This is a genomic window from Amycolatopsis sp. NPDC006125, from assembly GCF_040614195.1.
Classification (GTDB): Bacteria; Actinomycetota; Actinomycetes; order Mycobacteriales; family Pseudonocardiaceae; genus Amycolatopsis_E; species Amycolatopsis_E tucumanensis.
This window is the reverse complement of sequence record NZ_JBEXTZ010000053.1, coordinates 44,638-55,739: the sequence shown is the minus strand read 5'-3', so window position 1 is coordinate 55,739 and position 11,102 is coordinate 44,638. Positions and strand designations below refer to the sequence as shown.

Genomic DNA, 11,102 nt, shown 5'->3' with positions numbered 1-11,102 from the left:
GCGCGGCCGCCGGCCGCGCAGCAGGGCGCGGCGTTCGCGTTCGGTGAGCCCGCCCCATACCCCGAACCGCTCCTTGCGCGCCAGGGCGTAGGCCAGGCACGCGGCCCGCACCGGGCAGGCCGCGCAGCGTTGCTTGGCCGCGGCTACCGTCTCGGCGGCCTGCCCGCCCGGGTCGGGAAAGAACACCTCCGGCGCCGCGTCGTCGCGGCAGGCGGCCCGGTCGCGCCAGGCCAGCTCATCCCGGTCGACGTCCAGGTCAGCCCAGGACACCACCGGCGTCCGAGGGCGCCGCGGGACCGCGATCGCGGTGAGCGTCCGGAAGGGACGGTCAGGGGCGAGAGTGCGGGGTGTGGGCATCAGGCAGCCTCCGGCCTTGCGTGGATAGCGTGATGGTGGGCAAGGATCAGGCGCCCTAGGTGTTCGGCGGCGGCGGGGACGACGGCGTTTCCGAGGGCGGCAAGGCGGTCCATCCGGGCGGGAATCCCATCAGCCACTCGACCCACTCTGGGTTCAGTTCGCCAGTGCTCCCGCGCTGCCCGACCGCGTCGGTCAGCTCGATGGACGCATTGGCGTGCCGAGGGGTGGGACTGCACCTGGCGTGGGCAGGGCGGCGTCCGAGCCAGGCGGTAGGTGTGGGCCAGGCCGAACAGGCGCTGCCGCAGGTGTGGGGCACCCACGGAGCAAGCGCTGAGCGTGCCGACGCGGCAGCGGTACCCGAGACGATCGAGGTCAGCGAGAACAGTGCTGAGTCCTCGGGTGCGCAGACCGGGCACGTTCTCCCAGAGCACCCAGTCGGGGCGGAGGCCGGCGATGACGTCGGCCATCGCCGGCCAGAGCCAGCGTTCATCAGCTTCGCCGCGGCGGCGCCCGGCGGTGCTGACGGGCTGGCAGGGGAACCCGCCGACGACGAGGTGGACGCGGGGTCGTGGCCGGGAGTGCCACCAGGCGACGGTGGTGCGGACATCGTCATGCTGCTCAGCTTCCGGGAAGTGGTGGGCAAGGATGGCGCGGCAGAACGGGTTCAGTTCGACCTGGCCGACGGTGGTCATTCCGGCGCGTTCGAGACCGAGGTCGATGCCGCCTATGCCGGCGAAGAGGGACAGCACGTTTAACGTCACGCGGCCTCCTTGCGGCGGACGGGGTTGCGGGAGCCGGCGGTGAGCCCGGCATCGACGACGCGGGCGACTTCGGCGTCGGTGGGTGGCCAGTGCTCAGGGCCGATGAGGGTCTGGCCGGCGGCGATCAGCTCGGCGCGGGCGGTGGCGTGGTCGATCAGCCCCGCGCCGACCTTGCGGCCAATGGTGTAGGCCGCCGACGCCAGCGTCTCGTTGTGCCGGCCCGCCTCCGCGGCGCGGACGCGGTCGCACTCGCCGCGCAGCGCGGCGGCACCGTAAGCCGACGGGTTGCTCGCGCGCAGCGCCACCGGCCGGGACGTCGCGGTCGGGGTGGCCTTCTCGGTGCAGACCTGCACGAGCCACGCGGGCAGCTCGACCGGGTCGCGCTCGTCGGCCAGTTCGTAGCCGCCCTGCTCGGTGACCGAGCCGGGGCCCACCACGTACCCGCCCCCGGCGCGGGTGTCCACCCGCGGGCAGAGCTGGCCCTGACTGTTGCGCAGCCGGACTCCAGGCGGGGCCTGGAAGTACAAGTGCCGCCCACCCGAGGGCGTGGTGACGGTGAAGGTGTCCGGCAGCGGCCCGCCGCGCTGCTCGGCCAGAGCAGCCAGCGCGGCCGCCCCGTCCGGGCCGCTCTCCCCGGCCTTGGGCATGTCGAGGTCGACGACCACCAGGTGGGCGGGACCGGTGGCTACGGCGATGTTCCAGGTGTCGGCGGCCCACGCGCGCCGGATCCGGTCCGGGTCGGTGGTGGCCCGCTGCTCCCAGTTCTTGATCGCAGGCTGCCGCTTGGTCCCGGGCCGCAGCGGGAACACCGGCCAGCCCATCCCGGCCAGGAACAGCGCCCACTCCGCCAGCGGGCTCTCGGTGGTCATCGGGCACCTCCGTTCGGGCAGCGGGCGAGTACGGCGGCGAGCGCGTCGTGCTCGGCCTGATCGACCGAGAGCCGGTAGCGGGTCTTGATCTCGACCCAGCGGACCGCGTAGCCGCACCGATCCCGCTCCGGGAGCCAGCGCGCCGGGTCCTGGTCCCCTTTGGACCGGTTCGCGCGGGCGGTCGCAACGACCAGGACGTCCGGGTCGTTGGCGTAGCGCTCCCGTTCCGCGCGGGACCACGTGCGGGGGCCGACGCGGCGGCCGTTTTCGATGCGGCCGGAGCGTGCGACCTCGGCCAGCGGCACGAGGTGGTCAATGTCCAGCTTGGACGCGTCGGCGACGGTCACCCCGTCGTAGGGGCTGACCCAGGTGCCCGTGATCGGGCGGCACTGCTCGTCGGCGCGCACGCCCTGCCCTTGGTCGAGCAGGGCTTGTTCGCGGGCGTTGCAGGTGCCGTGCACGGTGGACCAGTGCGGCCAGTCGTCGCGGTTGTAGTGCGCGCCGGTGTCCTCCGGCGCGATCGGGAGCTCGGCCAGGCTGGCGCTCGCGGCGGGCGGTGCGGCGCTGGTCGCGGTGCTGCCGGGGATTTCGCAGGCGGTTGTGGTGGCGAGCAGCGCGACGGCGAGCAGCGCTGCGGGCAGGGTGCGGGTAGACATCGAACCTCTTCCTGAGCGAGCGGTGTGGGGGGCTGCCGGGCCGCGCGGAGGCGGGTGTCACGCGCGGCCCGGCAGCAGCGCAGGGGGCGGCGGCTACAGCGCGGAGCCGGGCAGCCTGCCGCGGGCGGCGAGCCGGAGCGCGGCGCGGTGGATGCGGGACCATTTGCGGTCGACCAGTCGCTCGGTGGCGCGGCGGGCGCGGTGTTCGCTGATGCCGGTGCCGCGTGCGGCGGCGTGGAACTCGCGCAGGTCGCCGGGGCTGGCGGCGCGGCAGACGCGGCGGGCGCGGGAGAGGCTGTAGCCGTGCTCGGTGAGGAAGCGGGCGTTGGCTTCCTGCCCGGCCAGCAGCATCACCAGCCAGCCCATCAGGTTGCCTTCGCGTGGGCCGTCTTCGGCGATCTCGGTGTAGCCGGTGCTCCCGTCGCGGGAGAGGACGACTTCGCGCACGGTGCCGCCGGCGAGCAGGTGCGCCACGGCGTGCCCGGCTTCGTGGTGGGCGGTGGTCAGCCGCCGGAATTCGTGCTTGTCCGCAGACATCGAGGTGTCCTTCCCGGCGGGGGTCAGAGCGCGGAGCCGGAGAGGTGGCCGCGGCTGTAGAGGCGGTGGGTGGCGCGGTCGATGCGGCTCCAGTGCCGCCGCACCAGCGAGCGGGTGCGGGAGCGGATCCGGCCTTCGGACAGGCCGGTGTGTTTGCGGAGCTGGCGGACCTCGCGCAGGTCGTGTTCGGAGGAGCCGGCGGCGGCGCGCAGGGCGGAGCCGAACCAGTAGCCGGCGTAGCGGGTCAGCCAGTACGCCTCGGCTTCCTGCCCGGCGAGCAGGATCGCCAGGGTGATCTCGGGGTGGGTGGCGGTGACGTCGCGGTGGCGGGTGTAGCCGCGGGTGGCGCCGAGGTGGCAGTGGGCGACCTCGATGCCCTGCACGACGGCGATCACCCCGTGCCCGGCCTCGTGGGCGGCGAGTGCGCCGAGCGCGAGCGCTTCGTCGGTGTCGTAGCGGGGACGTCCCATCGGTGGGTCCTTTCCGAAGTTCGGTAGGCAGGTGGGGCACCAGCGCGAGCCCGGCGCTGCAACCCGTCGAATGTCACTGTGTGTGTTCGCGTGAGGGCGCGCGGGGGCGCGGTGGGTGCTTCGCGGAGCGGTGCGGTGCGAGTTACGGAGCGGGTTACGGCCCGGCACGCGAGTTACGGATGTAACTCAGCCGGGGATCGGGGCCGTAACATGGCTTGATCAGCGCAAAGTTACAAAGTTACGGCCTGGGTGGGGCCGGGAATCCGGTCGCCGAGCCCCCGAAAACCGGGGGCTCGGCGACCTGCCGGGGCCGTAACTCAGGCGGTCGGGTCGCCCTGTTCGAGCTGGGCGACCCGCCCGGCGTGCAGTTGACGGACAGTGACCGGATCGACCGGGTAGAGGTTGCCGGTCGAGGGCGGCTTGATGCCCAGTTCGGTCAGCGCGGCGACCAGCTTGGGCTTGGTCAGCTCCCGGTAGGGCTTGTACCCGGGGGCCAGGCCGCGCAGTGCCCCGACCAGGTCCCCGGCGTTGACCGGGTCGTCGCCGACCATGACCGTGGCCAGGTCCTCGACCAGGTCGCGGACCTCGGGAGCGGGGGCCGCCGGGGTGGTGGCCCCGCCGCGCAGCTCCGCCCCGCGGGCGGCGATGCCGGCCAGATCCTCAGGGGTGAGGTAGAACGAGCGCACCACCCCGGGGGTGTCCATGAAACCGCTGGTCATCAGGGTCCCGCAGTCGTTGAGCCTGTCCTTGGTCTTGGCCTTCAACCCGAGTGCGGAGATGCCGTTTTCGTGGGCCTTCTCCCCGAGCACGATGTTGTTGCGGGCCTTGTCGCCGATGGCGCCGCACGCCTTGTTGCTGGTCACCGCCATCAGGTCGCGCGGCAGCGACTGGTCCGAGGGGTTCGGGGTGGCGAAGACCAGCACGATCCCGTACTTGCGGGCCGCCGAGTAGAACCGCACGAGCAGGTTGACCAGCTCGCGGCGTTCCTGCGGGTCGTCCTGCCGGAAGAACGCCTGGCACTCCTCGATCACCACGATCCGGGGCCGCAGGCCGGGCTCCTTCGCCGCGACCTCCCGGTTGACCTCGGTGATGCCGTGCTTGGCCAGCAGCTGTCCGCGCACGGCGAGGTCGGCGTGCAGTTTCTTGATGTGGTCCTGGCACGCCTGCACGTTGGCCTCGGTGTCGCCCTTGAGGAAGGTCGACAGGACCGGGGCCAGCGGGTCGAAGTCGTAGTTCTCGGCGAAGACGAACACGTCGATGTCGACCAGCGGGTCCAGCGCGGCCCCGGCCAGCAGCGCCTTGATCATGGTGGACTTGCCCGACCCCATGATCCCGGCGAACACGAAGTTGCGCTCCCACACGGTGGTCTCCACGACCGTGCCGCGCGGGCTCATGCCGACCGGGAACCCGGAGAAGAAGTCCGTCGTCCCCTCGGTGAGCAGCGGATACGGGTCGACCGGCTCGCGCAGCACGCCTGGCTCCAGCCGGTAGAGGTCCAGCACGGTCGGGTCGTCCTCGTCCGGGTCGACGAACAGCTCCTGCGGGCGGCAGCCCAGGTTGTGGGCCAGCAGATCCTTGGCCCTGGCCACATCCTTGACCCCCGCGCCCATCGGCAGGCGCAGCTTGGCGGTGTAGGCCTTGCCGCCCTCGGCCATCATCGGCGGGCGCACCCAGGCGTGGTCGGTGTCCCGGTTGGGCCAGCCCTCCTTGATCGCGGCCGACAGGCGCGCGACGCCGATGTTCGCCAGCGCCGCGACCAGCGCGTTCTCCGTCAGCTCGACGTAGGCCACGCGCTTGCCCGTCTGACGCAGGTGCGCGGGCAGCACCTGCTCGCCGAGCTTCTGCCCGTCCTTCCAGCGACGGCTGCCCCACACGCCCAGCCCGGCCAGCAGGAACGCCCACCAGTGCGCCACGCTCCAGCCCACGATGGTGCCGGTGGTGGTGACGATCGCGCCGAGGGTGTGCAGGACGTCGCTGGCGTTCCACGGGCCCAGCCAGTGGCCGAACCCGTTGATCACCCCGGCCACGAGCGCCACGCCCAGGGCGATGACCAGCGCCAATGCCGCCTTCTTGCCCGCCGACCAGTGCAGCTCGACCCACTTGGTGAGGGTGTCGACGCGGGTGTGTCGGGCCTGCTGGATCTGCTCGTTGAGCCGCGCCGCCAGCTCCAGATCGCCCTGGTCCAGGGCCCGGGCGCGGGCGGCGCGGGCGTCGGCCTGGCCGTGTTCGGCCTTCTTGCGCTGCCGTTCGGCCTCCACCCCCTTGGCGAAGTAGGTGACGTGCCGGCGCGCGAACTTCCCGATCGGGCTGTCCGCGCACTCCCGGCCCTTCTGCACCGTCCAGCGCACCATCGTGCGGGTGCCGCGGCCGACCGTGACGATGTCGTTGCGGTAGCCGCGGTAGCGCTCGATCGCCAACTGCCGCTGCCGGGCGCGGTACTCGGCGTCGGTCACGATCTCGCCCTCGATCACCTCCGTATCCGCCTCGACCGGGCTGCCCTCGGCGCGGCGGGTGGGCAGGTAGTGCACCCGCGCCAGATCGGCCTCCGGCTCCTGGTTGGTGGTCAACGGCTCTCGCCTCCCTTCAGGTAGTCATCCCGCAGCTCCCGCGCGGACTTGGGCGAGCAGCGCAGCGCCTTGCGGATCTGCTCTGCCTTGGTCGGGTCGATCGAGCCCGGACGGGCCTTGAGCACCCGGTCCAGCTCGGCGCGCAACTGGTCGATCGAGCGCCCCGGACGCCCCCCGATCTTCGGCCGCCGATTGCTCGATTTTTGCTGGTCACCGGGACGGTCGAGGGTCGCGATCGAGCCGCCCTCGATCGAGTCCCCCGCCGTGCGGTCCGGCTCGATCTCCCGACCCGAGCCGGTGGCGGTGGCCGCGTTCTGCTGCGCCAGCAGATCGGCCAGCTCGCGGTCCCAATCGGTCGACTCCGCCGGGGGCAGGCCGGGCACGATCGCCGACTCCAGACGTGCCCGCCCGGCCAACACGTAGCGGCCCGGCGCGTACACCAGGCGCGCCGAGCCGGTCTCGTCGATCTCGGCGACCGCCTGCCGCACCGCGGCCTTGCGGATGCGAGCGATCTTGCGGGCGGCAGCCCGCTCGATCCGCGCCTCCCGCCGCTCCTGCCGCGACCTTGGCGGCGCGGCCAGCGTGAGCTGGTGAGCCACCACCCCGGCGATCGAGGCGGTGCCCATGACCACGCCGTGGTCCCAGGCGACAGTCAGACCGTGGGTGAAGTTGATGCCGAACGCGACCGCGCCGAACACCAGCACCCCGGCCACCAGCCCCCACACCGACGTCTCCGGGTGCCGACGCCGCTCGATCACCACCGCGATCGCGAACGCCCACATCCCCAGCTCGGTGATCCCCGGCAGCAGCGCCCCCAGGGCGGAGCCGTACACGGTGGTTCCGTAGGCAGCCATCGACGGGGCCGCCAGCGCGAAGGACAGCAGCGCGATCGGGTAGATCAGCAGCTCCACGACCCGCTCGCCCAGCCAGGACCGCAGACCGCGCCAGGCCGCGGCGCGGCGCTCCCGCCGCGCCGCGGCGGCCTGCCGCTTGGCGTCCAGCCGGGCCTGCTCATCCTCCCGCTTGATCCGCGCGCTCGCCTGCCGCTCCGCGATCCGCACCTGCGCCGCCGCAGCGGCGTCCTCACGCCGGATCAGCGCCTCGGCGCGCTTGTTCTCGCGCCGCTCCTCGGCCCAGCTCATCCCCACACACCCCTCTCCAGCTCCCTCGTCAAGCCGCTGGCCGACACCAGCGGCACCACCGCCCGCACCCGGGCCAGCCGCGACCGGTTCGTGTCGCGTGCCCAGGTGCGGGCCTCGATCAGGTCCGGCCAGTTCCCCGCGGCCACGGTCTCCCCGGTCGGGATGGTGACCACGACCGTCCACGCCATGGCCACCTCCGCGATGCGCACTGTCACGTCGGGTCCTTCCTGTCCTTCGTGGACGGACCGCGGCGGCCGGTACGGGCACGCACCTCATGGGCGGCCCAGCCGAGCGCGGTCAGCACCGACACGGCGTAGAAGCCCTCCCACCACACCGCGCCCAGTCCGATCGGGACGAACACGCCGGCCAACTCGCCCAGATGCCAGCCCGCCCACGTCACCGCGCGGGTGGTGCGGGTCGCGGTTGCACTGGACACCACCACCGCTCCGGAGCGGCGCGCCACTGGCGACCCCGGGGCCTGTCCGCCGTGACCGGTGCGCGAAGTGTGCTCAGGCGTGGACATTGACGGCCTCCTCCCGAGGAACGTGGGTGGGATGGAAGAACTGGTTGACCGGCCCGGTGGGCGCCCGGCTGGCCTGCGCGACGATGAAGGCGTCCAGCCGCCGCATGCACACCTCGATCACTTTCGCGATCAGCACCGGCACGATCCGGATCAGATGCAGCAGCAGGAACAACCCCACCGCCCCGGCAAACTTCAACAGCGCCTTCGTGCCGAACGTGCGCAGCACCTCGAACATCGACATCACCGACCACCCCGCTCGATGCGCGCGGCGTGCTCGGCGAAGGCCTCCGCTGCCATCCGAATTTGCCGGTAGAGGTCCAGCGCCTCGTTATAGAGCGCATCGGTGATCACGGCGTCGGCCTCATGGCTCCCGACGCGAGCTTCGGCACCCTGTCGGATGTCGTCAGCCCACTCGGCCGCGGCCAGTTCGGCCCGGTGCAGGTGCTGTAGGGCGCGGCGGCGGTTGTGAGTGGCCATCACCGCTCACCCCGCTTCCGCGGCGCGGTGTCCGGCGCTGTGCGGCGGATACCTTCACCCGCCACCAGCATCACCGCCACCACCGTGCCGATCACGAGATTGGGTGCGCCGACCGAGATCAGCACGAACGCGGTGATGGAACCGGCGATCGACAGCAGCGACCAGAGCAGATACCAGCGGCGCCGGACAGTCCACCGAGGACGATTGGAGGCCATCACTGACCGCCTTCCCAGCCGGAGAACACCACGGACACCGCGTGCACGAGCTGGTCGAGCCCGTCACGGACCTGGTAGGGGTTGCGCACCATCCACACCACGACGACCGCGGCGACGGCGAGCCAGAACGCCTTGCGCAGCCTGCTGGACTTGGGCAGTGCGAACTTGGTCTTGGTCATGACGGCACCTCCGTCTCGGCGGCGGGCAGGGAGAACAGGTCGGTTTGGCCGGCGGGCTGCCACGCCCCGTCCCGCCACACCGCGTCGGCGGCGATGCCTTCCTCGGCGCGGATCACCGGCTCGGTCTTCGCGAGCCAGGCCGACCGCGCCTCGGCGTCGGCTTCGCGCCACCGCTTGCCGGTGGTCGTCTCGTAGCGGCGGATGGCCAGGGTCTTGATCTGCGTCGGGCTGGTGCCGATCGCGAGCCGGGCGCTCATGCGGCCTCACCGCCCAGCACCGCGATCTCCCGGTCCCAGTCGATGCGGCCGGACTCCGTGCCCGGCGGCACTAGGGCCTCGGTCTTGGACAGGATCTCGGCGAGGGTGTCGCGCTTGAACGCGTACCGCCCGGCACCGGAGGGCGAGCGCAGCTCGATCCACACCCGCCACGGCACGTCCCGGGCCGGGGAGATCACCACGTCCCCATCACCGACCGCGCTCCCGCTCATCGGCTCCAGCGCAAGCCCGGCGGCCAGCAGTTCCCGCGCGAGCTGCCAGCACACCCACACATCTGATCCGACCTCGAAGTCCAGTCCGATCGCGTACGGGTCGTCGGCGCGGTAACGGACCACGACCTTCAGCGGCGCCAGCTCGATCACCTCACCCGAGGTGTCCAGCAGCTCCGCCCACACCGGCACCGTCAGGCTCTGCGGGTTCACCGGGAACCACCCCGCCGTGTCTGGGCGATGACCCACTCCACGAAGTTCCGCGACGCGGCCCGGTGATCCGGGCCGAGCTGGGACTGCATGTAGCGGGTGATCTGCGAGACCGACTGGCCCTCGCGGTGGCGGCGGGCGATGATCTCCACCGGCGCGACCAGCAGCTCGTAGCGGTAGCCGGTCCGTCGTGCGGCCTGGTGGTAGATGGCCTGTGCGACCATGGGTGTCTCTCCGTTCTGGTCAGGAAGTGGCTGGGTGGGGAGTCCCGGCGCGGCCGCGTGCTTGGCGGTTCGGGCCGCGCCGGGGTCATCGGTGATCAGCAGCCGGGTCATCAGCGGTCCTCTCCGGCGGGTGACGCCTTGGCGGTGTCCAGGCCGCTGCCGCAGTGCCCGGCCGAGTGCGTGCCACGGATACGCGGGCAACGGCAGTCGCACAGCAGCTCGTATTCGGCGTCGGTGATGGGCACGGGGCGGCGGGAGGTCCGCGGCGGCCGGTAGGGGGCAGGCATCAGCCCTCCTCAGGGTCGATGCGGACGCCGTTGATCCACACCTGGTCGCCGCGGCAAACCATGTTGGAGCCGCGTTCGGGGTGCGGGATCGGGCGGCCGGACAACCGGCGGCCGGTGGCGGCGTCGGTGACGGTGCTGCCGTTGACCGAGACCCCGTTGCGGGAGTAGTAGACCCGGCCGTTGACGACCGCCGGGCCGCTGATGTGGCCGACCTGCAAGTGGAAATCCATGTGCTTCTCCCCTCAGCGGCGGACGGTGCGCAGGTCGCCGATGGGGCCTTGCAACCAGCCGGACTTGCCGGTGGCCTCCGAGCGGACGTAGAGCACGACCGTTTTCCCGGCGATGTCCACATCGGTCTTGGTGACCCGCCACCAGCCGCCGTCGGTGCCCTGCACGACGTGGCCGCGGGTGATTTCCTGGATCGGCAGTTCCCGGGTCTTGAACTTGCTTGCCATCGCTGTTCGGGTGTCCTTCCTGGACGGTGTTCGGGTCAGAGCTGGGAGGCGATGCGGCGGGAGCAGGCGGGCTTGCCGCAGCAGTTGGAGCGCGGGCCGACGCGCTTGCCGCACCCGGCGCAGACGCCGGTCCGGTTCAGCGCGTTGAGCTGCACGACGTCGTTGCTGCCCTTGCGGTTCTTCTTCAGTCGCATGAGGTTTCTCCTGGTCAGTGGTGGTTGCGGGTGGCGAGGTAGGTCGTGAGCAGCGAGGCGGCCACGCCGATGAGGCGGTGGGCGGCCTGGTCCATCTCCATCAGCGCCGTGCCGGGGCCGCCCTCGTCCACCACGCCCTCACGGCGCTGGACGGTGGCGTGGGCGAGGTAGCCGCCCTTGCCGATGAACTTGCTGCGCAGGAACCGCTTGAACGGCTCGCGCCGGTCGATCACGTAGTGCGTGACCGCGTTGACCGCCGTGCCCGCGGCCAGCGCGCGCAGCGGCAGCCGGTAGCCCAGCGCCGCAGTCACCGCGACCGAGGCGACCGTCTGACCTGCCGTGTAGGTGGCGACGTGCCGGGCGCAGTGCTTCGCGCCCTCCCGCCCCGGCAGACCCTTCTTGGAGGCGTCCTCGCTGGACTGCACGATCTGGTCGCAGTAGGGGTGCACGTCAGAGAACACCGCCTGCAACGCACCGAACAGCGCCAACGCCCGA

At 72.0% G+C, this 11,102-nt stretch carries 22 protein-coding genes; all 22 read right to left on the bottom strand.

From position 1 onward, the window contains the following. On the bottom strand, window positions 1-273 hold a 273-nt coding region (locus tag ABZ193_RS25520; RefSeq protein ID WP_354711742.1), incomplete at its 3' end, for a WhiB family transcriptional regulator. Between the two features lie 83 nt (window positions 274-356). Then, window positions 357-1,049, bottom strand: a complete 693-nt coding sequence (locus ABZ193_RS25515) for a DNA cytosine methyltransferase (RefSeq protein WP_354711740.1) — start codon at window positions 1,047-1,049, stop codon at window positions 357-359. Between the two features lie 65 nt (window positions 1,050-1,114). Beyond that, window positions 1,115-1,987, bottom strand: a complete 873-nt coding sequence (locus ABZ193_RS25510) for a bifunctional DNA primase/polymerase (RefSeq protein WP_354711739.1) — start codon at window positions 1,985-1,987, stop codon at window positions 1,115-1,117. Beyond that, window positions 1,984-2,643: an HNH endonuclease family protein gene (locus tag ABZ193_RS25505; RefSeq protein ID WP_354711737.1), complete on the bottom strand. Its 660-nt coding sequence runs from the start codon at window positions 2,641-2,643 to the stop codon at window positions 1,984-1,986. The genes ABZ193_RS25510 and ABZ193_RS25505 overlap by 4 nt, the downstream gene beginning before the upstream one ends. A 93-nt stretch (window positions 2,644-2,736) precedes the next feature. Further along, window positions 2,737-3,180 (bottom strand): M50 family metallopeptidase, encoded by a 444-nt coding sequence (locus ABZ193_RS25500; RefSeq protein ID WP_354711735.1) that lies wholly within the window; start codon window positions 3,178-3,180, stop codon window positions 2,737-2,739. A 23-nt stretch (window positions 3,181-3,203) separates the two neighbouring features. After that, window positions 3,204-3,650 (bottom strand): hypothetical protein, encoded by a 447-nt coding sequence (locus ABZ193_RS25495; protein ID WP_354711734.1) that lies wholly within the window; start codon window positions 3,648-3,650, stop codon window positions 3,204-3,206. 317 nt (window positions 3,651-3,967) lie between these two features. After that, window positions 3,968-6,217: an ATP-binding protein gene (locus ABZ193_RS25490; protein ID WP_354711733.1), complete on the bottom strand. Its 2,250-nt coding sequence runs from the start codon at window positions 6,215-6,217 to the stop codon at window positions 3,968-3,970. Further along, complete coding sequence (locus ABZ193_RS25485; RefSeq protein ID WP_354711732.1) at window positions 6,214-7,359, bottom strand: hypothetical protein; 1,146 nt, start codon at window positions 7,357-7,359, stop codon at window positions 6,214-6,216. Before ABZ193_RS25485 ends, ABZ193_RS25490 begins: the two co-directional genes overlap by 4 nt. After that, a complete protein-coding gene (locus ABZ193_RS25480; protein WP_354711731.1) occupies window positions 7,356-7,574 on the bottom strand; it encodes a hypothetical protein in 219 nt (72 codons plus the stop codon). Before ABZ193_RS25480 ends, ABZ193_RS25485 begins: the two co-directional genes overlap by 4 nt. After that, a complete protein-coding gene (locus tag ABZ193_RS25475; RefSeq protein WP_354711730.1) occupies window positions 7,571-7,798 on the bottom strand; it encodes a hypothetical protein in 228 nt (75 codons plus the stop codon). Before ABZ193_RS25475 ends, ABZ193_RS25480 begins: the two co-directional genes overlap by 4 nt. 70 nt (window positions 7,799-7,868) lie before the next feature. After that, a complete protein-coding gene (locus ABZ193_RS25470) occupies window positions 7,869-8,123 on the bottom strand; it encodes a hypothetical protein (RefSeq protein ID WP_020418532.1) in 255 nt (84 codons plus the stop codon). After that, window positions 8,123-8,359, bottom strand: a complete 237-nt coding sequence (locus ABZ193_RS25465) for a hypothetical protein (RefSeq protein WP_354711728.1) — start codon at window positions 8,357-8,359, stop codon at window positions 8,123-8,125. The genes ABZ193_RS25470 and ABZ193_RS25465 overlap by 1 nt, the downstream gene beginning before the upstream one ends. Next, entirely contained in the window at window positions 8,359-8,574 is a 216-nt protein-coding gene (locus ABZ193_RS25460; RefSeq protein WP_354711727.1) for a hypothetical protein, read from the bottom strand. Before ABZ193_RS25460 ends, ABZ193_RS25465 begins: the two co-directional genes overlap by 1 nt. After that, the gene (locus ABZ193_RS25455; protein WP_354711726.1) at window positions 8,574-8,753 is read right to left on the bottom strand and encodes a hypothetical protein; all 180 of its coding nucleotides are present in this window, start codon (window positions 8,751-8,753) and stop codon (window positions 8,574-8,576) included. Before ABZ193_RS25455 ends, ABZ193_RS25460 begins: the two co-directional genes overlap by 1 nt. Further along, on the bottom strand, window positions 8,750-9,010 hold the full coding sequence (locus ABZ193_RS25450) for a hypothetical protein (protein WP_354711725.1): 261 nt from the start codon (window positions 9,008-9,010) through the stop codon (window positions 8,750-8,752). Before ABZ193_RS25450 ends, ABZ193_RS25455 begins: the two co-directional genes overlap by 4 nt. Beyond that, window positions 9,007-9,450, bottom strand: coding sequence for an SsgA family sporulation/cell division regulator (locus ABZ193_RS25445; protein ID WP_354711724.1), 444 nt, complete (start codon window positions 9,448-9,450; stop codon window positions 9,007-9,009). The genes ABZ193_RS25450 and ABZ193_RS25445 overlap by 4 nt, the downstream gene beginning before the upstream one ends. Further along, the gene (locus tag ABZ193_RS25440) at window positions 9,447-9,782 is read right to left on the bottom strand and encodes a hypothetical protein (protein WP_354711723.1); all 336 of its coding nucleotides are present in this window, start codon (window positions 9,780-9,782) and stop codon (window positions 9,447-9,449) included. The genes ABZ193_RS25445 and ABZ193_RS25440 overlap by 4 nt, the downstream gene beginning before the upstream one ends. Next, on the bottom strand, window positions 9,782-9,958 hold the full coding sequence (locus tag ABZ193_RS25435; RefSeq protein ID WP_354711722.1) for a hypothetical protein: 177 nt from the start codon (window positions 9,956-9,958) through the stop codon (window positions 9,782-9,784). Before ABZ193_RS25435 ends, ABZ193_RS25440 begins: the two co-directional genes overlap by 1 nt. Further along, entirely contained in the window at window positions 9,958-10,188 is a 231-nt protein-coding gene (locus ABZ193_RS25430; RefSeq protein ID WP_354711721.1) for a hypothetical protein, read from the bottom strand. The genes ABZ193_RS25435 and ABZ193_RS25430 overlap by 1 nt, the downstream gene beginning before the upstream one ends. Window positions 10,189-10,200: 12 nt before the next feature. After that, window positions 10,201-10,413 (bottom strand): hypothetical protein, encoded by a 213-nt coding sequence (locus tag ABZ193_RS25425; RefSeq protein ID WP_354711720.1) that lies wholly within the window; start codon window positions 10,411-10,413, stop codon window positions 10,201-10,203. Between the two features lie 35 nt (window positions 10,414-10,448). Further along, window positions 10,449-10,607 (bottom strand): hypothetical protein, encoded by a 159-nt coding sequence (locus ABZ193_RS25420; protein ID WP_354711719.1) that lies wholly within the window; start codon window positions 10,605-10,607, stop codon window positions 10,449-10,451. 14 nt (window positions 10,608-10,621) lie between these two features. Next, entirely contained in the window at window positions 10,622-11,095 is a 474-nt protein-coding gene (locus ABZ193_RS25415; protein ID WP_354711717.1) for a hypothetical protein, read from the bottom strand. Between the last annotated feature and the right edge of the window lie 7 nt (window positions 11,096-11,102).